The organism is Myroides odoratimimus, assembly GCF_030326305.1.
In the GTDB taxonomy this organism is placed as follows: Bacteria; Bacteroidota; Bacteroidia; order Flavobacteriales; family Flavobacteriaceae; genus Flavobacterium; species Flavobacterium odoratimimum_A.
On record NZ_JACAKB010000025.1, the window covers coordinates 22,581 to 44,846 of the forward strand.

Genomic DNA, 22,266 nt, shown 5'->3' on the forward strand with positions numbered 1-22,266 from the left:
AAATAAAAACGGTCTGTTGTTTATACAGACCGTTTAGATGATTTTATTTTTTGATTGCTTTAGCAATGCTTTCTAAGTTTTGATTAAAGTCCATCAGTTGACCTAATACTTGAGCAACTTGATTGTCTTTACCTGCCATACCTAATTTGTTTTGCTTAACAAAGATATCTTTAATATCCTCCCACCGTTGACGCTCTACATCTGTTAGTCGATTAGCAAGCTCTTTTAGCTTAAGTAAGTTAGCCTCTGTATCTGATGTCAAGGTCTGTGACTCGTTCTCATAATGAGTTAAGATTAACTCATCTATTTCACTATCGTTCATCAGTGGAACTATCCTACTCATCATCTTATTCATATCACGGTAAGAACCTTGTAGCTTAAAGGCAGGTTCTGTTCTATAAGCATTGTCCATACTTGCACTTAAGATATACTGTTGGTTTACCTTTAGTACAATATCTCTTACTGTTATTGATTTCTTTAATACAGCAGTAAACTCTTCTATCTCTTGTCCACTAAAGTTTCCTTCTAAGGATAAAGATTCTTCTGACTTCGTTTCGATATGGTTAATCAGTTTATAGAAGTCGTCTAAAGAGTTACTACTCAACTTCTGAAAATAGGTGTTCTCAGCAATCGCGTTTTCTAATAAACTTAGTTTGAACAAATGCTCTGTACTACCAATCACATCTCCTAAGTTATACGTATCTGCACGGTTAGCTAACATGTCTGGTATCTGAAACTTCTCTCCTGATTCTGTATATGGGTTACCAGCCATAATGATACAAAACCGCTTACCTCTTAAGTCATACGTTTTACTCTCTCCTTCGAAAATACCATCCATCTTACGCTGTCCATCGGCTAGAGAGATAAACTTCTGTAAAAACTCAGAACTACAGTGTTGTATGTCGTCTAAGTATAGCATTACGTTGTCCGCCATTTCGAACGATAAGTTGATCTTCTTTAGTTCTTCACGAGCACCAGAAGTCTTCGCTTCAGTTGGATCAATAGAAGTAATAGAGTGTCCAATAGTTGGTCCGTTAATCTTAACAAAGTGAAGACCTAAAGCATTGGCTAAGTATTCCATTAGGGTAGTCTTACCATACCCAGGAGGAGATACTAATAATAACATTCCCATACGTGCTGTACGTTTGTTATCACCATAAACTCCTATCTGTTTGGCTAAGTTATTTCCAATTAATGGAAAGTAAACTTCATTAATCAGTTTATTACGAACAAAAGAAGTCAGTACACGCGGTTTTAATTCATTTACTTTTAATGATTTCTTGTATTCGCTTAACAACATATCTTTAGTAGCAATAAAGTCTGTAAACATTGGAACACTTTCAGTCTCGAATACTTGAAGTTTGCGCATATATTCGTGATAGTCTAATGTATAAGTATCTTGTACTATTAAAGTGTGATTCCCTTTTAGGTTGTTTAAGACTACAGTATCAGTACTCTCTTTTAAAGTATAGTTATACTGTTTTTCAAATAACAGTAAACAACAAGCTTCGTCTATATACTTTTTGTAAAGGGCAGCACTTGGTTCATTATCTATATAAGAATACAACCAGTTTTGTATTAGATAGAAAGCATCTAATGTAGATAAGGTTGCATCGTTAATATCATTCTCAAAGGTTACATTCGCATTCTTTTGTTGTAAGAAAGCGACAAACTGTTTCTTTAACTGAGAAGCTTGTCCAGCTTTGGTAAAGAACACTCCTGAAGAGAACTCTTCAAAAATATAATGTGCTATGTCTTTCTTGTATGCTAATTCACGCAATGGAGATTGCCATTGTGTATATAGCTCCTCTAATTGACTAATTATATATTGATAATTAGCACTGTTAGGGAATACCTTTTGTACAGCAGCAGCACTATTGATACTCTTCAATAAAGACTCTCTTACTTCCGCTTCTAATTTATACCAGAATACTTGTGCCGAAACACGGATAGCAGGAGCATACGTCAATATTCCTAACTCTGCTTTTAGCTTCAGTAGGGCTTGCGTAATCTCTAATCCGTCAAAGTCGTGTACTCCTTTTAAATACCCTTCAGAGTAATTTTGTTCTGTTCTAAACTTAACTGCTTCATGAATATCTAATGAAGGATTAGTCTGCAACTCTTTTATGATTTGGTAAGCTAAATACTCAGCTCTATATACCTCGTTATTTTCAGAGATAAGATCTTGATTCCATATCTCCTTATAGGCATATATCTTATCATTGTTAATAGGATAAGTAAAACTTGTTCCTGTTAAGTGATAATACAAAATATCGTTACGTCTTACAATAGTAAGGTCTAATGGCTGTTTGTTGACTAAGAATTTATGAGTACCTAAGCTAATTACATTTTCTCCATCAGCGAATAAGTCTTGTTTATCTCTTAGTGTACGCAGTGCATCCTCTTGACTCGTCTTCACGCTGTTCTCTAAATTCTCTGCTTTAGAGACATCGCCTAAGTCTTTTAGTTCGATTACTAATTGGCGTACCTTATCCACCATTAAGTCAGTAGAGAAGAATGCAAGTATCTCTTCTTTGGTTTTAAACGAAGAAGACTTGTTCTCTATATTTTTTAATATACGTAGACCTATCTGTTCTAATGAACTTGTACGTCTATTGATTTGTTCTACTAACTGTGTTTTACGCGTATCAAAAGCTTTAGATACTTCTTCTCGCTTATCGGCTATCTTTAAGATAAAATCATCGAAGTCAGCAAACTTACTCTCCAGTTCTTCTACTTGTACACTTACTTTAGAATGATATTCGTCACACTTCTCAGGTGAATTAGATAACTCTAAGAAGTTGATGATACTTTGATCAAGTAAGGTTAATTGGGCATGAAACTCAGCAATAGATTCATTCGTACGAAGAGAGTCTATCTTTCTCTTCAGTTGAGAACGCACCTCATTAAGCGAAGCAAATATTACAGATATTTTCTCTATAATCTTTGTTGCTTGAGTAGTGTCTTCTATTTTTAAACTGTTCAGTATATCGATTAGCAGTTCTAACTCACCTGATATCGCTTTACAATTTTCATCTATAGCATTAGCATCGATTACTTTGACTACCTCATTTACTTTAGTCTTTTGATCAATTACTTTTTGTTCATAAGGAACTAGAGCTTGCTCTTGTAGTAAGAAAGCAATTGTTTTATCAGATAGCGATTCATTAGTTTTACCCAATTGCTCTTGATAATTCTCTAAGATAGATAAGTCAACATACTTCGTTTGACGAGCGCTGATGACTTCACCTAATAGCTTTCTGTTTTCAGCCAATAGATGTACTAATCCTTCTAAAGTATCTCCTTTAGCATTCTTAACATTAAAGAGTTGTTTATCTACTTTCGCTTTTAGGTCAGTTAATAGACCAGCTGCTCTTTTGCGTTGTTCTTGTACTTTCTCGAACTCATCTATTGCTGTATTAGCAATGCTTTTTATCTGCTCTAATGGCTCGTCTAAGCTTTTAGTCTCTTTGGTTCTTATCCAGAAATAAGCATCTATAATGTCATTTGCTTTCTTAGCTATATCACCATACAGCCCTTCATACGAATCTTCTTTATCGATGAGGTGGATGATCTCTTGACATTCAGCCATCGCTTTTACGATGTCTTTATTCCCTATTTTGTATAGGTGATTTTCTTTTTGTTCCTTATTCTCTATTAATGTAGCAGCATAAGGAGTTTCCCATATTTGTACTACGTGATGTCTTACTGCTTCATTCTCTGAACGGAAATAGATTAACTTACCATCGTTAAACAAAGTGAAACCACTACATACGATAGGAGTTTCTACTTGCTGTTTGATGATGTTATAAGACATCAGGGTATAGATATTATTCTCTGCTTGATAGAATAGGTATAAGTAGTCCTCTCCATTATGAGAAGGAATAGTTCTTACAAACTCTAAGTTTTGAACACTGTTATCAAATATCTTATAGTCCCCATTCTGTAGGTAATACCCATTAGAGAATAAGATACCCTGTCCATCAGGAAGTAGAATACCTGTCTCGTTTAAAGCAGGTACATTGATAACTTGTTTTGTTCTATTGTTAAAGATAAAAGCACGGAAATCCTCTTGGTAAGGTTTAATGCGTATAGCGATAAAGTTACCTAAGTCAGCGTAGAAATAGTCGGCATCATCTAGCTGTTGATCTATATTCTTTACAGGCTCAGAGTATATCCCTTGTCCATTATCTGTGTTGTCTTCTATTTTAAAAGTAATATCTCCACCTACAGCTTCTATAAACACTTTGTCTTGTATAGAGATATGAGGGTGTACCCCTAAGCGTCTGTTCTCAAGGTTAGTTTTAACCCAGTTGAACTCAAACTGAGGGCTCTTTACTACTTCGTGAATGCTACGATCATCTTGATAAATCAATTGATTATCTTTGATTAACCACTTAAAAGCTTTTAAGTTATCTGCATTCTTACTTGTTTGGAATACCATATAGAGGTAATTCTCAGTCTTCTTAAATCTGCTGAAGATAGAGTCTCTATAGTATTTGTATAAGTTTTTATAATCGCTGATGAAGTTCTCATCATAGATAAAGTCTAATGCTTGAGGTAAGAACTGATTGTTCTCAAAGCGGTATATACTAAATACATCACTTAACTGAATATCAGTCTTAAGTCCAAAGTGTACGTTATAGGCAAAAATACAAGTCGTGTCAAAGGCAATAATACCTCTGGCAGTACAGTTGTTCTCTGTCGTAATACGTTGATTGGCGATAAGTTTTAGATCAACAGAGGTAAAGACTTCTTTACGGTCGTCATTCAGAGCATTTAATCGTTGGATTAAATCTCCTTTTTGACTTTGCAGTCTCTTCTGTATAATCTCATAAGTGTTAGAATCTAATGATTCTATATTTTGGTTTTCTAATTCAGCCATATATAAAGGATACTTTGTATTAGAACGATAAGACTAATACGTAGGTAAATTAAAAATAGAGTAGGGGTAATAGTAGAAAATCACTCTTCTCTATAGAGAAGAGTGATTAGTATATATTAAGATAACTTCTTATTCCCTATACCGAAACTCTGAACAGCATCAGCTATATTACTTAATAGGCCCATATTGTCCTCAGTTGCGTTTTGTTGCATCTTAAGTACTAATGATGCTATACTAAGATTCTTTAAATCTTCAGTTGTGATATTAAACTGACTTGCATAGTGCTTAATATTGTTAAATAACTCCCCTTGACTGATAGTAGAACCATCACCTAATAGAGCAAGTTTAATATCTTGAGCATTCTGACTCTTGTCGATTAATTGGTCAAATCCTTTTGCACGACTTACTTGATTGATAATGTTTTCGAAGAACATTGTTTCTCCACCTACGATATCAATCTTAGCAGTCTGAAGTGCAGAAGATAATACGTTAGCTTGTGACTGAGCAATGTCTTTTTGGATTGTGATAGCAGCCAATTCCACTTCTTTTTCTTTCTGAAGTTGTAGTTTGAACTCTTCGTGTTCTTTTCCTACACCATCCATTTGCTTCATAGCATTTGCTTTCTCTTTTAATCCTTCAGCATCTGCTATTGCTTTTTCTTTCATCACTTCCGCTTCAGCTAACCCTTCTTTTCTCTTCGCTTCCGCTTTCGCTTCGATACCAGCAGCTTCAGCAGTTGCTATACGTTGTATTTTTGCAGCATCTACGATACTTTGTTGTTCTACAGCCTCTGCTTTTGCTTTGATTACTTCTGCCTCTGCTAATCCGATAGTAGCATCTTCACGAGCTTTTGCATCTGCAAGTATCTTACGTGCCTCAGCTTGTTTAATAGAAGCTTCTTTCTCTGCTTCTGCTTCGATCAGCATTTGTTGAGAGATTTGCTCTTGAGCAGACTTTTTAGCTTCTGCTTCTTTTACTGTTCTGATTAAGTTCTCTTCTGCTTGTCTGCTTGCTTGAGTGATACCTACTTGTTTCTCTCTTTCTACAGCGCGAAGTGCTTCTACGTCTTTAATATTTTGTTGTTCTTCCACAACTCCTTTTTCAAGCTGTACTCTTTCGCGAATAACATCTTGTATCGTCTTTTTCTCTTCTTCTACAGCACGCTCTTTATTGATTTGAGCCAATGTTACGATACGCTCTCTTTCTGTTTGTTCTAACGCTCTGTCTTTTTCTACTCTTTCTGTTTCTACAGCATCAGTGCGCTCTTTATTTTTAGCAGCGATGATTACTTGACGTAGTTTATTCTCTTCTAATACAGCCAAACTTTCTTCTGTAGAGATGCGTACACTCTCAGACTTAAGACGTTCTTCTTCACGTACCTTTTGAATCTCAGCTTCTTCACGAGCGCGGATATTATCCACTTCTCTGCGTTGTTTCTCTTCTTTTTCTGACAATTGTCTTTCAAGTTCTAAGATAGCTTCACGAGCTTCAACGTCTTGCTTCTTGATTACCTTTTGCTCATCTCTACGGATAAGGTTAGCATTGATGTTTTGTAATGCAGTAAGTTCGGTAATCTTTTTAATCCCTTCAGAGTCAAGAATGTTCTGAGGATCTAAGTAAGAGATATTTGTTTGTTCTAAGTAGTCGATAGCACAGTCATCTAAGATATACCCGTTTAAGTCTCTACCTATGATATTAATAATCTCTTCTCTAAACTCTCTACGAGCTTCGTATAATTCGATGAACTCAAATTTCTTACCTACTGTTTTTAAAGCTTCAGAAAACTTCGCTTCGAATATGTTTCTTAGCGTTTCTACATCACTTGCTCGCTCACAACCTAATGTTTGTGCCACATTAATTACGTCTTCTATAGACTTGTTAACTCTGATAAAGAAAGCTACTTTAATATCTGCACGAATATTGTCTTTACAGATAAGACCTTCGTTTTGCATTCTATCGATTTGTAGTTTTTTTACAGAGATATCCATTATCTCCATCTTATGGAATACTGGGATTACATAAATACCTTTGTTAAAAGCTACTTTAGTTCCTCCAACCCCTGTTCTTACTATAGATTTACCTTGTGGTATTTTTTTATAGAAGGATGCAAGTATTGCAAAAAATAATAATACTAATAGAAAAAGTGCGCCTATAATAATAGCTATTAATGTCCCTAAGCCAAACTCACCCATAGATTTTAGTGTTTATAGTTAATAATTAATGTATTCTTCTTACTTGGAATATATTTTCTTTATCACATTTTTTAGTGATAATGACTTTCTCTCCATATTTTATTTGGTTACCATCTGTACTCTGTACCAATATCTTGATTGGATCTTGATCGATGATTACCTCCATATTTCCTTGTTTATCTGCTATAATACTTGATAGCATAACACCTTCTTTTCCGATAAAGTCTATTGCCTTCTCACCGTGATAACCAGTATTCTTTAAAAACTTAACTAACGGAAGTGTAGCGTAATGCGTTAAGATAATCGCTATAAAAGAAAGTGGAATTAATATCACAACAGACCAAAAGCCTAGATTCACTACCTTAGGAATAGTGGTAGTTAATAACGTACCGGCCCAAGTAAAGAACTTAAAGATCGTCAATACAATCATGAAAGGAATCTTCCCTACATTCATAAACTCAAGTATCTGCATAAAGATACTTGGCTGACGTACATCTACATGATCTGCTACATCCACTTCTTTGTCATGAGTGATATCTACATGACTCTGTTGTAAATCAAAATTTGTATCTACATCTGCATCTATGTCTATATCAACATCTATTTCAGGATTGACATCCATATCAATATCAAAACCATCAAACCCTCCTAATACAGCAGAAAATATCCAATAGATAAAGGTTATTCCCATTAATACGCTCATAATAGCGTTAGGAAGAGGATTGAATAAATGATGAATTATTTCTGTCATTTATAAATAGCGTATTATATTAATATGTGTTTAAAATTTACCAAATATAACTTAATTTTAAGAAAGTATTCTGTTATGTTTTGTCAATATTATAACATGAGTAAATAATTTATCCTTTTAGGATACCTCTTTTAGGAAATGAGGTTTAGATAGCATAAATTATAGATTATTGAATAAAAAAAGTCATAGCTTAAAAAAGGTTGTTTATTTGGTTTATTAAAAGGAATAAGTTGCATGGATTGACATTGTAGTTCCAACTCCTCTTGTGTAATCTGCGTGAATACCTCTGTATTGACTTACTGGAGGATAATATGTTTTATTGAATAAATTGTCAATACCTAGTGAGAGTGACCAATGATTGTTAGGTGTATAATTTGCACTAAGATTAAATAGATTGATTTCACTTATCGGGCCTTGTCCGTTTTTATATTTTCCATTGTTATTTGGGCTGAAGTGTTTTCTGCTTCCTGTATTTATCCAAAATAAGGATAGAGTCGCTTTATTGATTGGATTGTATGTAATAAATGCAGTCGCTTTATTTGGAGGTATTCTATCACCTCCCAGGTATTCTAAGACACCTTTTTTATTCTCTGTTTTTCCTTCTATAGAGGTGAAGGTACCGCCCATTTTTAAGTTCTCTATTATTCTCACCTCTAAAGCTATTTCAAAACCTTTAATCTTTTCGGGTTCTCTACTAGGCATCAGATATCCTCCTACATCTACTAAATTAATACCGTATTTAGAAGTGCTTATATAATATGAAGTTTGTAGTGAGAAGATGCTGTATTTACTAGAGAAACCTATTTCATAATTATTAGTAATGACAGGAGAAGTTTCTAAATTATTCAGTGTATTAGCATCTGCTCTTCTCAATATTTTACCTACTTCATTGAGAGAAAAACCTTGTGAGTAACTGATAAATGGATTGAAGTAATCATATTTAGCGTATCGAATACCTGCGTTAAATACTGTTGCTCTATAAGTTAGTTTGCCTCCATTGACAGCTATGGAGCCTTCGTTGTTAGGGCCTGTTGCTATAGTGGTATAATCATTGATTTTTACATTCGAATTTTCATATCGAATCCCTCCTTTAAAGATAAAGTCATCTAACAAATGTATCTTTAACTGTGCATAAGGAGCTACGCTTAGCATTTTCATTTGAGGGGTTAATATCCTACCATCTGTGAGGTCTTGCATAGTCATATCACTGAGTAGATCAAAACCGTAAGTAATTTCAATAGGAGTATTATAAAGGGTGAAAGGGGTATTAAAGTTGGTTCTCAACCCTTTCTTTTTTGAGATTATCCTAGTCTGACCTGGTCCATACCAGACTGTTCCTTTTGGTACATAGCGATTCATAGATTGAAAGGAGGTGATGTAAGCACTAATGTCTAATCGGGTATTAGCATAAAGAGCATTATTACTATAGGTCAGCATAGCATTATGATTGTATGGTGTGCCTACAGGCTTTCCACCTTCGCTACCTCTTATTCCGATAGCAGGCTCCTGTCCATAACGTCCTGGTTTAGTTTTATATTTCTCATCTTGTACGGTAGTGTAATAATTGTAGAGTAGTTGTAGTGATGAGGAATCATTGAGCTGATAAGATAGTTTTGTGAAGATGTTTCGTTCATAAGAATTCGATAGTCCACCTAGTTGCCCTAATGGCAAGCCTTCACCATCTCTTTGTAAGCCATTGTATTTAAGATGACCACCTATAGCATAGCTGATGTTATTTATTCTACCTGAGAAGTATTGTCCTATTTGATAACCTATAGTTCCGCTACTGTTATAAGGGTTAAAAGTAGTACCTATTTTAGTCTGTCCACTTAATGGTTTGTTCCCGACGTCTTTTCTAGTAATATAATTAATAATACCACCTGCAGACCCATTGCCATAGATAGATGTTGCTCCTTTTATTACTTCTATCCTTTCGATTACATAAGGATCTAGAGAGCGTATACTCCGGGCTCCATTCATTAAAGGGAGAGATTGAGGAATACCATCTATTAAGACTAATAAAGGTCTTCCTCTCAGTGTCTGTCCTGTATTGGCTACTTTATTAGTGGCTGTAGCGAGTCCAGGTACTGTATTTCCTAAGATATAGCCAATATTACTATTAATATCACTTTGTGTTTCTATTTCTTGTTTGGTAAGTATTGTGATAGAAGAGGGGACTGTAGAAGTATGTTCTGGTTTTCGGCCAGCAGTAATGATAATTTCATTTATAGTCTCAGGATTAGTAGTAAGTGTAATTGTAAAGTTATTAATCGTATCTTTTTGTAACTCTAGAATCGTATGATAATCAGCATAATCAAAGGCTTTTAACCTTAAGTCAAGAGTAGAAGAATGAGTATCTACTAGAGAGAATATGCCTGTATCATCGGTGATACCTACATTTTGATTATTTATCTCTACGACTACATTAGGAACGGCATGACCAGAAGGATTTTTTACTTGAAGATTTAAATGCTGTGCCTGTGAGAACATTGATAATGAAGAGAATAGTGTGATGTACAGTTTCTCTTTTCGGGAGGATAGTAATTTCATAGTCTATTTATTTAGAATTGTTCTAAACAAATTTATACAAAAGCATCACTTTATTTAAAAAAACAGATCGTAAATTAAGAGGAATATGTAGTTAAAGTTTTGAATAGTAGATGTTTAATTTTGATTATTTCACAGTTATTATAAAATGAATAGGGTCACCTTATAAAGGTGACCCTACCATTATAGTATATGATATTAGCAATTAGCTCAATCCTTCTATTAATCCATCTACTAAGTCAATTCTTAGTGCTTGAGGTGATTTAGGCAGTCCAGGCATACGCATAATATCTCCTGCTATAGCCACGATGAACTCAGAACCTCTATTGATCACTAAGTCATTGATTACAATGTCAAAATCTTTAGCTACACCGTATGCTGTTGCATCTGCAGAGAATGAATATTGTGTTTTGGCAATACATACAGGGTATTGGTCCATATCTGTGTTTTTTAGTTGGGCTAACTTCTTTTTAGCAGCAGAGGAGAACTCTACTTTATTAGCTCCATATATCTTTTTAGCGATATTCTCTATTTTTACAGCTATTGTTTCACTGTCTTGATAAGGGAATTGAAGAGGTTTACTAGGATTGTGTGCTATTGTGTTTACAACTACTTCAGCAAGGGCTTTAGCGCCTTCACCACCTTCTACGAATGCATTGTTAATCGCAAATCCAATGTGGTTATCCTTACAGTATTGCTCTACGATTTGTAATTCCTCTGCATCATCAGTTGCATACTTATTGAAAGCTACTACAATGCTTTGTCCGTAAGATTTAATATTCTCTACATGCTTAGCTAAGTTCTCTAACCCCTTGCGGATACCATCTGTATTTTTAGCTTTAATATCTTCGATAGCTACACCACCGTGCATCTTTAATCCTTGTGCAGTAGCGACTACCACTGTCAGTTTGGGTTGTAAACCAGATTTGCGACACTTGATATCAAAGAATTTTTCGGCACCTAAGTCTGCACCAAACCCTGCTTCAGTGATGACATAGTCTCCATAGCTCATAGCCATTTTAGTAGCGATAACAGAGTTACAACCATGTGCAATATTAGCGAATGGCCCACCGTGAATAAAGGCCGCAGTGTTTTCGGTAGTTTGTACTAAGTTAGGATTAAGTGCATCTTTTAATAATACCGTAATAGCTCCAGCTACACCTAGATCTTTTACGGTAAACATACTTCCGTCATATCGATATCCTAATAAGATATTTTCTATTCTGCGTCTAAGGTCTTCTATATCTGTCGCCAGACACATAATAGCCATAATCTCAGAGGCAGGAGTAATGTCAAATCCTGATTCTTGTGGCACTCCATTAGCGCTACCTCTTAGCCCAGTGTTGATATAGCGCAAGCTACGGTCATTCACATCTAATACTCTTTTCCACAATATTTCTTTAATTCCGTTTTCGTTAGCTCTATTCTGATAAATATAATTATCAAATAAAGCACTTATCGTATTATGAGCTGATGTGATAGCGTGAAAATCTCCTGTGAAATGTAGGTTGATATTCTCCATAGGCAATACCTGAGCATATCCACCTCCTGCAGCTCCACCTTTCATCCCAAAACATGGACCTAATGAAGGCTCGCGTAGGGCTACTACAGCTTTCTTACCTATTTTATTTAACCCCAATGCTAGGCCTATAGATACAGTCGTTTTACCGATACCTGCTTTAGTAGGAGTGATTGAAGTAACTAATATTAAATTTGATTTGTTGATGTTCTCTGTATTCATAGCGTCTAAAGGAACCTTAGCCATATACTTTCCATAAGGGATAAGCTCTTCTTCATTTACACCGATAGCGTGCGCTACATCTTGTATTCTCTTTAATTCGCATTCGCGAGCAATTTCGATATCTGTTTTCATTTATAATGATAGTTTGTGTTATTGAAGAGTAAAGATAAGGTTTTTTGTAAGGGCAATTATCGCTATTGTGCTTAATTAAATAAGGGATAGATATTATGGCGAATTGTGTAATGAAAACCATGACATATAAGTCGAAACCATAATTCTAGGAATCAATTTTTAGAATGCTTCTAAAAAATTAAGTATTTTGTTAAATTCATATCTGTGTAGTGTAAATGGTTTAATTACTGAAGTGTTTTATTATTTTTTATATCTAAATAATAACATATATCTTTACAACTTTAATAATATATTGTTTTATAAATGAAGACTGAAGCACAATTAATAGAAAGAAGTGGTAATAAATGCGAACTATGTGAGGCAACTGGACATTTAAATGTATATGAAGTACCACCTGCAGCAGCAAATGAAGCAGATAGAGAAATCTATATTTGTGATACTTGTTTAGAGCAAGTAGAGAAGAAAGCTGAGTTAGATGCTAATCACTGGCAATGTCTGACTACGTCGATGTGGAGTGAATTTCCAGCTGTACAAGTAGTAGCTTGGCGTATGCTGAACCGTTTCCGTAACGAAAGTTGGGCAGCAGATAGTTTAGAGATGATGTATTTAGATGATGAACTTTTAGAGTTTGCTAAACTTACTGGAGATCATACAGGAGATGGTAGTGTAGACCTGCATAAAGACTGTAATGGTAATGTCTTGGTAGGTGGAGATACTGTGACATTAATTAAAGACCTTGATGTAAAAGGATCTACGATTAATGCTAAGATCGGTACTGCTGTTCGAAATATCCGTTTAGTACACGATAATACAGAGCAAATCGAAGGAAAGATAGACGGTCAACAAATCGTTATCTTAACCAAATTCGTAAAGAAACAAGCATAATTAGCTTATACAGATATAACAGCCTCTTTGTTCTAGACTTAGAGGCTTTTTTATTGACTTTTGGTAGCGTTGAGTCCGTATTGTGTCCGTTATGAGTCTGTAATGACTCCGATAATCCTTGATAAATAACGGAATCACTACTTAGGTGTTATATTAAGATAATGTTGATATTACAAACAAAATAGGTACAGTACTGGATGAAGCTAGAAGCCTGAGGAGGTCTTTGTAATTATGCTGTGAGTGTGTTTTAGTAGTATCAGAGAGCTAGAATAAACTTAACCAAATAGGAATACTAAATTCTTCTAATAGATGTGCAAGTTTAGTTTCTTTATAAGTTTCTCTTGTGAGCCACTTTGCTTCCGCTATTTCTGAAGCTACTTCTAGCGTTTGATGATTGATTGTAATATGATAGATATGAGCTTTGACTATAGTGTTTTTTTCATTCACAGCTTCTGTACTATGTGTACCTAACAGAGTTAGTTCATTTGTGTTTATTGTTAAGTGTAGCTCTTCTTTTAACTCTCTTACTAATGCCTGTTCAGGAGTTTCTCCTTTTTCGATTTTACCACCTGCCATCATATAATAGGTAGACGTTTTTTTGCGAACTGTCAGTAATCGGTTATCTTGATCTGTTATTAATGCTGATGCTAAGTATAGAATATTAGGAGTTGTCATATTGGACAATTTTAAGTGACAAAGATAGCATTATTAAAAATAACTGTTTAGCCAATAGGTGTTTTTGAGTTTTTTAGAACAAGGAATGTTTTTATAAATCAGTTTAAATAGGTGGGTGCAAAAATTAGTTGGTTAATATTTAAATAATTAGCGTTGTATTTAGTAAAGTTTAGTATTTTTACCACCCAAATAAAAGAATTACATACATCAATTGACTTGAATGATAAAAAAAATATAAGTTTATTGTGAAAATATGTTTTTCAATTAAAAAATATTTTATCTTTATTCTATTAAAGTGATACCTTGTATAGAGTAAGATTTAGTGTATTACATTAGTTTTAATTTTTAAAATCCGTAAGCCTGATAAGAGGCGAAAATGAACATCACAATGGTAAAAGAAGAATTTACTGCATTATTTAAAGGGTATAAAGTACCTAATGAAATTAAAAGTTTATTGGAATTTCAGACCTCTGAGAATATTCCATCTTATTATTCTAACGCTATCTATTTAATAGACGAAGATCCAGGAATCATAGAGTCTATTTCAGAAGAAGAAGAATTTGTAAATTCGTTTGTTCCTTTTGCAGAAGCTAATAGTACTGGTAGTATTTATGCTTTTTGGGTACAGGATAAAGCGGTAAAAAGTTTGGATAACTGTCCTATCGTTGTTTTTGGTGATGAAGGAGGAGTGTTTATCGTTGCTAAAAATATCAAAGAGCTGCTACAGATATCAGCTTATGATGTGGAGGCAGTTGTGTTTATGGAAGAATTCTATTTCCCTGATAAAGAGGAGTTGATAGAAGAGGGAGAATTCGATGCTACAGAGTTCAATAAAGAATTCTTGGATTGGGTTCGTACTGATGCGAAATTAAAACCAATACTTACAATAGAAGCTATTGATGAAGTTATTGCTAATGCGCAAGATCAATTTGCTGATGACTTAGAGCAGTTTATAGCTAAGTTTGCATAAATATTGTGGCAATCAAATAAGATATAATGAAGAGAGGAAATTCCTCTCTTTTTTGTTATATATATGTTAATAAAAATAACTATCTTGCTCAACAAAATAAAAAAAATATGGAATTTAATCAGTTTGAAAATCAAGTTACGGAACAACGTGAGAAGCCTAATAACTATATGGGGCTGTCTATTACTTCTACAGTATTAGGGATGTGTTCTTTCTGGTGTATTGGGTTAATATTAGGTATTATTGCTATCGTAATGTCTAGTCAGTCTACTAGTAAGTATAAAAACGGTGAGTATGAGGCTTCTGTTAAAGCAGCTAGTACAGCGAAGAAATTAGCTTTAGTAGCTATTTTATTATTTGTAATCGCTATTGGTAAAGCTGTTTTTGATATTGTGAGTGCAGGAGGTATAAATGCATACTTCGAAACAATTATGGAGCAAGTGAGAGCAGCTCAAAATATGTAATAGGTTATAATGAAGAATTGGATACTTAGAATCATATTTCTAATAATTCCTCTTTTTGGATTATATTATTACTATCAGTTTTTTGGGAGTGATGATAATGGTGGTCTATCGTGTATGTTCTATCGTGAGACAGGGTGGCTATGCCCTGGATGTGGAGGACAGCGTGCCTTGCATGCATTACTACATGGACATTTTAGAGAGGCTCTAGAGTATAATATAATGATATTAGTATACTTTCCTTTACTTGCTTTTTTATATATAGCATTAGTGGAAGTGTATATTGTAAAGAATGATAAGTTTTTGCAGAAATATGCTATTCCGAATTGGTTTGCCTATTTTTTTCTAGCGCTTATTATTGTATTCTTTATAGTCAGAAATATATGGTAAAATAGAAAGCCCCTTAGTTAACTAAGGGGCTTTTATATTTATAAGAAGATTAGATTCTTATTTTTCTTTAAAAGTGCGTAGTTCATTTTTATAGACATAATATATACTATTAGTGATAGGGTCTATCTCGTATAGAGGTCTATTGTTGTCGATAGCTATTTTATCTACTTCTTTACCATCTTTCTTTCTCACTTTCACTAGTTGTGTAGTTTCTCCTTCAGTACCTTTAGCGAATACATAAGCGTATTCAGCAGTTTGTTTAAGCGCATTAAATCTGTTTTGTACCAATGGGGTGATAGTACTATTCAGGTCATTCATAAGGGACTGTTGAGTATTTAGTGTTTTTTGTGCTTTAGCACGATCTTTCTCACTGAATACATAGTCTTTGCTTTCTACTACTTGACCATTAGCATTGCGATAAGATACAGAATAGGTTGCACTTGTTATGGCTTGGTTTTTAGCATTCATAGCCCCCATATAAGCATTACCAGCTATTGATGCTGATTTTAGTAAGCGTCTTCCTACTTCTCCTGGTTCTTTATACGTGTTGTGGTATATAACATTTCCATCTTGACCAACACCGATAACATCGTTTTGTCCAATGATACAGATTACACCATCGATTACCTCTAAGCTAGTAATTAGCTTGTCATTTTGTACATCTATTTTGTCTCCGATAGGCTCTGGTGCATCTGCAGAGTTAGGGTCAAACTTGTATATTTTCTTATTGTTATAAGCTAAGAATGCTTTTGTGTTCTCGTCTTGTCCTACAGCTAATGGTCTGTTTTTATTAAATTTTACATTTCGTTTCCAGATTTTTTTACCACTAGTATAGTCTACCATATTACCATAAGTATCTGTAAGGTATAGTACTCTGTTGTTGTCTACTTTATCTAAGAAGTAGATTTCATCATCTGATTTATCAGCTATTTCAATAAATTTCTTCCATTTTGGTTGTCCTTCTTGGTTGATTAAATTCATTTCTGTATCTGCTATATACAGGTAGTTATTTTCAATAGGGATCACTCGTTTAATAGATTTACCTTTGGCATCTTTTTTCCATATCTTTTTTCCATCGCTATAAGAGTAGAAGTTAAATCCAGTATTGTGTGCAATTAATATTCTGTCATTCCAATCTTCTATATAAGATAAAAACTTAGTAGTAATATCATTCTTCCATAGCTTATTTCCTGTATTAGCATTTAAGATATTTAGATAACTTTTTGTACTTAATAAAGATTTTTCACTATTGATAATGATGATGTTTTCTAAGTTTTGAGATAAATAAAAGTCATTGATTTGATAATCTGTTTTCCATTTAATTTCTCCAGAGTTCAAGTCTAGATTAAATAGAAAGCCTTTGACTGTGATATAGAGTTTGTTATCTACTTTTAGAATAATATCTTCAGCTTGTTTGAGTTTAGAAAGTTGTTCTTTAACGTTTAAAGAAGAAGTGATTGTTTTAAAAACAGACATTTTCTCTTGAGTACCTACTTGAGTACTCCATAATGTTTTTTTGTCTGTTGGCGATAGGTACTCAAAGTTGAATGCACTTTCGTTAGCTGTTAATAATAGAATAGCATTATCTTCTATTATATAGTTAGTTTTGATTATTCTTGATTTACTTTCTTTTGTGTTGAATATAACATCTCCATTGAAGATATTAATTATCAAATCATTGTCATCTAGTTTGATTTTTGCATAAGGAGATTTTGGAAGTACTTCTATTTCTGTAGCTACTTCTTCGAAGTACATCAAGACACTTCCTAAAGCAGTAGATTTAAAATCACTTTGATAATCTTTTTTTACAATCTTCCAAGTAGTTTGATTAGTAGTAGGATTATAACTAGAGATAATATCTTTATCCTTAACAATTATATCTCCCGTAGCAGGAACTAAACTAATAGATTCGATATTGTTGTCAAATTTAGTAACAACATCAGCTTGTCGTTGTGCGTAATTAATAGATGTGGCTATTAAAAGTACACTGATTAAAAACTTTTTCATTATATTTTTTTTAACAAAAATAAGCTAAAAAAATGATTGTAATATTTTTTGTTTAATTTTTTAATATTTATCAAATAAATGCAACAAAAAATAAAGATGTTAAGATGACTTTATTTTTGCTTATATTGAGATATTTCTAAAAATAAAGAGTATTTTGAGATATTATTGCTGAATATTTATTTATTCTTTTTTACTTTTACTTATTTGATATTGTTAATTATTGTTGTAGTTTTATATATTATTTAGATGTGTATTGTGTTAAAGTGACTTTATTTGTCATTTTTTTGATTATATTTTTTTGTTTTAAAATAGTTGGAAATTAAAGGATAAGGAAGGTTTGTGCTTCTAGTTACAAGCTTGAAAAATAAAATGATACAGTACATTTATAATTTTTTAAGAGAAAGTATTCGTAGAAGTTCTAAGATTTAAGTATTTAGTTTTTTTATTCTTTTTTTAAGAAAATTAAAAAAGGGAATGAAAGTTGTAGTGTGTAGTATAGAATGATATGAATAACCTATCTCTGATATAAAAGATTGGTTTAAAAAAGTAGAAGTTGATTAATTATAATTATAGTAACCATGAAAAAGGTATTTAGTTTAATGTTCGGTGTATTATTAGCATTTCAGATGCAAGCTCAAACTAAAGGAGCTACAAATACATCTAAGGATGAGCCAAGAGTAATCATTCTTGCAACAGGAGGAACAATTGCAGGATCTGGAGAATCAGCAACCAAAGCAGCTTATACTGCTGGTAAAATTCCGATTGAGAATCTTCTGAATGCTGTACCAGAGATGCATAAGTTTGGAAAGATCAAGGGTGAGCAAATCGCTCAGATTGGTAGTCAAGATATGAATATCGAAACATGGTTAAAATTAAGTAATCGTATTAATGAGATATTCGAAAAAGATGAGGCTGATGGGGTAGTGATTACGCATGGAACGGATACACAAGAAGAAACGGCTTATTTCTTAGAATTGACTATAAATTCTAATAAACCTGTGGTATTAGTAGGAGCTATGAGACCTGCAACTGCGATGAGCCAAGATGGTAATAGAAACTTGCTAGATGCTGTGATGGTAGCTGCATCTCCAGAAAGCAAAGAAGCTGGAGTGGTAATCGCTATGAATGAAGCAGTATTTGCAGCTAGAGATGTTACGAAAACAGTGACAACTAACATGGCTACTTTTCAGTCTAGAAATTTCGGACCAATAGGATTAATCTTTGATGGAAAAGTGAGTTACTATTATAAAACATTAAGATCTCCAGAAAAGAAATTTAATGTAAAAGGATTAACTAAACTTCCTCAAGTAGAAATCGTGTACGGTTATGCTGATGCTAGCCCTAGAGCTGTAACTGCTGCAAAAGAAGAAGGTGTAGCAGGTATAGTATACGCTGGTATGGGGAATGGTAACTTTAATGCTCCTGTAGGAGAAGCTTTAATATCAGCTGCAAAATCAGGTATTATAGTTTGTCGTTCGGCAAGAGCGGGTGCAGGTAGAGTGACTTTATTCAATGAGGTGGATGATAATGCACTTGGTTTTGTTGTAGCAGATGATTTAAGTCCTCAGAAAGCTAGAATCTTATTGATGTTAGCACTTACTGAGACTAAGGATAGAGCTGCGATTCAAGATATGTTCTTCAAATATTAAGAGAAGTAAATTATAACCATTAATATAGGAGGAGCGCTTACTGAATCTATATACAGTGTTGCGCTCCTCTTATATAGAATGTAGACTAAAGGTATAATTAAAAATTTGTGGCGATGTTACTATTACAGTTCTGTATCCTGATAGGAATGATTCTTATCGGATCACAAATGAAAGGAATTGGTCTTGGTGTCATGGGAATGGTTGGGTTAAGTATATTCGTATTTGTATTCGGTATGCGTCCTGGTGATCCTCCTATAGATGTAATGCTTGTGATTATGGCTATTGTTTCTACAGCAGCTACTCTTCAAGCATGTGGTGGACTAGACTATTTAGTGCAATTAGCTGAGAAAGTAATTCGAAGTAATCCTTCTAATATTGTGTTTATTGCACCATTTACGGTTTATTTCTTTTGTCTTTTTGCAGGGACGGCGCACTTACTATATTCTTTATTACCTATTATTTCTGAGGTAGCAGCTAAAAAGAGAATTAGACCTGAGCGTCCTTTAAGTATATCGGTGATCGCCTCTCACTTAGCGATAACAGGGAGTCCTATGAGTGCTGCTACAGCGGCTTTTGCAGGGGCTAGTATTTTAGCTTATCCTGGGGCTTTGATAGATATTATGAAAGTGTGTATACCAGCCTGTCTTATTGGTATTTTAATAGGTTGTTTGTCTGTTCTTAAGAAAGGTAAGGAATTAGAGGACGACCCTATATTTATTGAGAAGATGAAAGATCCGGAGTTTGCTAAAAGTCTTGATGCGGATGTGGTAGGGGAGAAAAAAGAATTAAGAAAAGGAGCGAAGACTTCTGTTGTGATATTCTCTATAGCGGTGTTACTAATTGTTTTAGCAGGTGCTTTTCCTCAGTTACTTCCTGTTTTTGAACCTGGAGCTGCAAGCTTAGTACTTAAGGCTAGTGGGGAGTTGCAGATGGTGGCAGTGATAAGTATGATTACATTGACTGCTTCTGCTCTGATGATGATTACAACCAAAACAAGTGCAATAGCTGTGACAAAGGTTAGTCTTTTTAGTTCTATGGCTACTGCTGTCGTTTCTGTGTTTGGTGTAGTGTGGATGAGTTCTACTTTTATGGCGCATAATGAAGTGGTGATAAAAGCATTTATGACAGATGTGGTTTCTACATATCCTTGGACTTTTGCTATTGCTGTATTTATTTTAGGAGCCTTGATGTTTAGTCAGGCAGCTACAACAAAAACGATGATGCCTCTAGGATTGTCTTTGGGATTATCTAACCCTGCGCTGATAGCAATATTCCCTGCCGTGAATGCAGATTTTGTTTTACCGGGTTATCCAACACTGTTAGCAGCAATTAATTTTGACAGAACAGGAAGTACTAAGATCGGGAAGTTTGTTGTGAATCATAGTTTTATGATTCCAGGATTAGTAGCGATTGGCGTAGCCGTAGCTGCAGGCTTTTTGTTAGGAGCTGTTTTATTATAAAAAATGAAGTATTAAATAAAAAAATGAAAATGAAAAAGGCATTATTATTAATGACGATGTTTGTGAGTGCGGGAGCAATGGCTCAGGAACCGCAGTCTTCTACAGACACGATTGTAAAACCTATTATCCCCGTCGAGAAAGTAGGATTGTTAAAAAATATAGACGTTCTATTTCATACTAGAGTGGGATTTGAGAGTTACTTTGATAACGGAACTTTTACCAACTCTGAGTTTGATAATAATCAGGCTCGTATTGAGATAAAAGGAAAAATACACGATAGAGTGTATTTTAGATTTAGAAATCGATATACTCAGAAATCTGAAATAGGAACGAAAGACCATATTGAAAGAGGTATTGATATGGCATTTGTAGGAATCTATCTAGATTCTAAAACTAGACTAGACATTGGTAAGATGAGTGCTGACTGGGGAGGGTATGAGTTTGATTTAAATCCAATTGAGATTTTACAATATAATGATATATTACAACATGCAGATAATTTCTTGACTGGAGTAGGTGTTACACATACTTTAGATAATGGACATTCTTTTGGGGCACAGATTCTAAATTCTAGAACACAAGATTTTGAAGATCAATATCATGATTTTGATATAACTAATTTAGAGAAAGCAAAAATGCCTTTGGCTTTTGTTGCAAACTGGAGAGGTAATTTCTTTGATGGGAAGTTCCAAACAAACTATAGTTATAGCTACTTTCAAGAAGCAAAAAGTAAAGCGATGAACTATGTGTCTCTTGGGCATAAATATCAAGATAGTAAATTAACGATTATGTATGACTTCCAATATAGCAAGGAAGATCTAGATCGTAAAGGGATGGTGAGTTATATGGTAAATAATAAACTAGAAGAAGGAGTGAAAGGCCATGTAAGTGAAAATGTATCTTATATGGATAACTGGATTAAGGCAGATTATCTTGTTACTCCTAAATTAAATTTATCATTAACATTAATGACTAGTAACGCTTATGGTAAAAATATAGAGAGCGCTACAAGTGGTACAGATCGTTTGAGAACAAGTTATGGTTTTATACCAACGGTACAGTATATACCATTTAAGGATATTAATGTGAGATTCTATGTTTCTTATGTGGGAAGATATTATAACTATTCTTCTTATGCTAAGAATAATTTAGGATTAGAAAATTATAATACAGGAAGATTGACAATAGGATTTGTTGCTCCTTTATTGATATTATAATAGATAGCTATATAATAAGTATAAGCTCTAGGTCTTCTGACTTAGAGCTTTTCTTTTTTACAAAAGTAGGTAGTATCATGCTCCTATATATAATAGAGTACAATATTAAATACATTCTGCCATACAGCCTTACGTATATATAGTATAGAGATGCTATGACGCTATAAGCTCTGAAAAAAAGATAAAAAACTTTTACTCGTAAAAGGTGATATAATAGATAGTTAAGAAAAAGTTTTCAAAAACCTTGAAAATAATTCAAAGATAAGTTTGGAAGTAAAGGAAAAGATACTACTTTTGCATCCGCATT

At 33.8% G+C, this 22,266-nt stretch carries 14 protein-coding genes; 7 read left to right on the forward strand and 7 right to left on the reverse strand.

Annotated elements, in window-relative coordinates:
• Window positions 1-43 precede the first annotated feature (43 nt).
• From HX049_RS14805 to HX049_RS14825, 5 genes are all read right to left on the reverse strand, one after another.
• The gene (locus HX049_RS14805) at window positions 44-4,885 is read right to left on the reverse strand and encodes a DNA repair ATPase (protein ID WP_286416806.1); all 4,842 of its coding nucleotides are present in this window, start codon (window positions 4,883-4,885) and stop codon (window positions 44-46) included.
• Between the two features lie 116 nt (window positions 4,886-5,001).
• Window positions 5,002-7,077 carry a hypothetical protein gene (locus HX049_RS14810; protein ID WP_006267068.1) on the reverse strand — a complete coding sequence of 692 codons (2,076 nt, stop codon included), beginning with the start codon at window positions 7,075-7,077 and terminating at the stop codon, window positions 5,002-5,004.
• A gap of 25 nt (window positions 7,078-7,102) precedes the next feature.
• Window positions 7,103-7,828, reverse strand: coding sequence for an OB-fold-containig protein (locus tag HX049_RS14815; protein WP_286416808.1), 726 nt, complete (start codon window positions 7,826-7,828; stop codon window positions 7,103-7,105).
• Between the two features lie 216 nt (window positions 7,829-8,044).
• On the reverse strand, window positions 8,045-10,378 hold the full coding sequence (locus HX049_RS14820; protein ID WP_286416810.1) for a TonB-dependent receptor: 2,334 nt from the start codon (window positions 10,376-10,378) through the stop codon (window positions 8,045-8,047).
• 202 nt (window positions 10,379-10,580) lie between these two features.
• A complete protein-coding gene (locus tag HX049_RS14825) occupies window positions 10,581-12,248 on the reverse strand; it encodes a formate--tetrahydrofolate ligase (protein WP_286416812.1) in 1,668 nt (555 codons plus the stop codon).
• Window positions 12,249-12,551: 303 nt separating this feature from the next.
• Here HX049_RS14825 and HX049_RS14830 point away from each other — a divergent pair, with 303 nt between their 5' ends.
• Window positions 12,552-13,133: a PhnA domain-containing protein gene (locus HX049_RS14830; RefSeq protein ID WP_006260179.1), complete on the forward strand. Its 582-nt coding sequence runs from the start codon at window positions 12,552-12,554 to the stop codon at window positions 13,131-13,133.
• Window positions 13,134-13,397: 264 nt separating this feature from the next.
• On the opposite strand, the gene HX049_RS14835 is transcribed toward HX049_RS14830, so the two are convergent.
• A complete protein-coding gene (locus HX049_RS14835; protein WP_286416814.1) occupies window positions 13,398-13,808 on the reverse strand; it encodes an NUDIX hydrolase in 411 nt (136 codons plus the stop codon).
• 388 nt (window positions 13,809-14,196) lie between these two features.
• Between HX049_RS14835 and HX049_RS14840 the strand changes: the two genes are divergently transcribed.
• The 3 genes from HX049_RS14840 (at window position 14,197) to HX049_RS14850 (ending at window position 15,626) form a co-directional block, all read left to right on the forward strand.
• Entirely contained in the window at window positions 14,197-14,778 is a 582-nt protein-coding gene (locus HX049_RS14840) for a cell wall assembly protein (RefSeq protein WP_286416816.1), read from the forward strand.
• A gap of 107 nt (window positions 14,779-14,885) precedes the next feature.
• Window positions 14,886-15,239 carry a CD225/dispanin family protein gene (locus tag HX049_RS14845; protein ID WP_286416817.1) on the forward strand — a complete coding sequence of 118 codons (354 nt, stop codon included), beginning with the start codon at window positions 14,886-14,888 and terminating at the stop codon, window positions 15,237-15,239.
• A gap of 9 nt (window positions 15,240-15,248) precedes the next feature.
• Entirely contained in the window at window positions 15,249-15,626 is a 378-nt protein-coding gene (locus HX049_RS14850; RefSeq protein ID WP_286416818.1) for a DUF2752 domain-containing protein, read from the forward strand.
• Between the two features lie 57 nt (window positions 15,627-15,683).
• On the opposite strand, the gene HX049_RS14855 is transcribed toward HX049_RS14850, so the two are convergent.
• The gene (locus HX049_RS14855; RefSeq protein WP_286416820.1) at window positions 15,684-17,633 is read right to left on the reverse strand and encodes a PQQ-binding-like beta-propeller repeat protein; all 1,950 of its coding nucleotides are present in this window, start codon (window positions 17,631-17,633) and stop codon (window positions 15,684-15,686) included.
• A gap of 578 nt (window positions 17,634-18,211) precedes the next feature.
• Here HX049_RS14855 and HX049_RS14860 point away from each other — a divergent pair.
• From HX049_RS14860 to HX049_RS14870, 3 genes are all read left to right on the forward strand, one after another.
• Entirely contained in the window at window positions 18,212-19,282 is a 1,071-nt protein-coding gene (locus HX049_RS14860) for a type II asparaginase (RefSeq protein WP_286416821.1), read from the forward strand.
• Window positions 19,283-19,395: 113 nt separating this feature from the next.
• Window positions 19,396-20,742 carry an anaerobic C4-dicarboxylate transporter family protein gene (locus HX049_RS14865; RefSeq protein ID WP_286416822.1) on the forward strand — a complete coding sequence of 449 codons (1,347 nt, stop codon included), beginning with the start codon at window positions 19,396-19,398 and terminating at the stop codon, window positions 20,740-20,742.
• A gap of 29 nt (window positions 20,743-20,771) precedes the next feature.
• The gene (locus HX049_RS14870) at window positions 20,772-21,959 is read left to right on the forward strand and encodes a porin (RefSeq protein ID WP_286416824.1); all 1,188 of its coding nucleotides are present in this window, start codon (window positions 20,772-20,774) and stop codon (window positions 21,957-21,959) included.
• Window positions 21,960-22,266: the final 307 nt, after the last annotated feature.

Excerpts from the sequence above, each read along its gene's own strand:
- HX049_RS14805 (WP_286416806.1), bottom strand. The coding sequence starts at position 4,885 with ATGGCTGAATTAGAAAACCAAAATATAGAATCATTAGATTCTAACACT.
- HX049_RS14810 (WP_006267068.1), bottom strand. The coding sequence starts at position 7,077 with ATGGGTGAGTTTGGCTTAGGGACATTAATAGCTATTATTATAGGCGCA.
- HX049_RS14815 (WP_286416808.1), bottom strand. The coding sequence starts at position 7,828 with ATGACAGAAATAATTCATCATTTATTCAATCCTCTTCCTAACGCTATT.
- HX049_RS14820 (WP_286416810.1), bottom strand. The coding sequence starts at position 10,378 with ATGAAATTACTATCCTCCCGAAAAGAGAAACTGTACATCACACTATTC.
- HX049_RS14825 (WP_286416812.1), bottom strand. The coding sequence starts at position 12,248 with ATGAAAACAGATATCGAAATTGCTCGCGAATGCGAATTAAAGAGAATA.
- HX049_RS14830 (WP_006260179.1), top strand. The coding sequence starts at position 12,552 with ATGAAGACTGAAGCACAATTAATAGAAAGAAGTGGTAATAAATGCGAA.
- HX049_RS14835 (WP_286416814.1), bottom strand. The coding sequence starts at position 13,808 with ATGACAACTCCTAATATTCTATACTTAGCATCAGCATTAATAACAGAT.
- HX049_RS14840 (WP_286416816.1), top strand. The coding sequence starts at position 14,197 with ATGGTAAAAGAAGAATTTACTGCATTATTTAAAGGGTATAAAGTACCT.
- HX049_RS14845 (WP_286416817.1), top strand. The coding sequence starts at position 14,886 with ATGGAATTTAATCAGTTTGAAAATCAAGTTACGGAACAACGTGAGAAG.
- HX049_RS14850 (WP_286416818.1), top strand. The coding sequence starts at position 15,249 with ATGAAGAATTGGATACTTAGAATCATATTTCTAATAATTCCTCTTTTT.
- HX049_RS14855 (WP_286416820.1), bottom strand. The coding sequence starts at position 17,633 with ATGAAAAAGTTTTTAATCAGTGTACTTTTAATAGCCACATCTATTAAT.
- HX049_RS14860 (WP_286416821.1), top strand. The coding sequence starts at position 18,212 with ATGAAAAAGGTATTTAGTTTAATGTTCGGTGTATTATTAGCATTTCAG.
- HX049_RS14865 (WP_286416822.1), top strand. The coding sequence starts at position 19,396 with ATGTTACTATTACAGTTCTGTATCCTGATAGGAATGATTCTTATCGGA.
- HX049_RS14870 (WP_286416824.1), top strand. The coding sequence starts at position 20,772 with ATGAAAAAGGCATTATTATTAATGACGATGTTTGTGAGTGCGGGAGCA.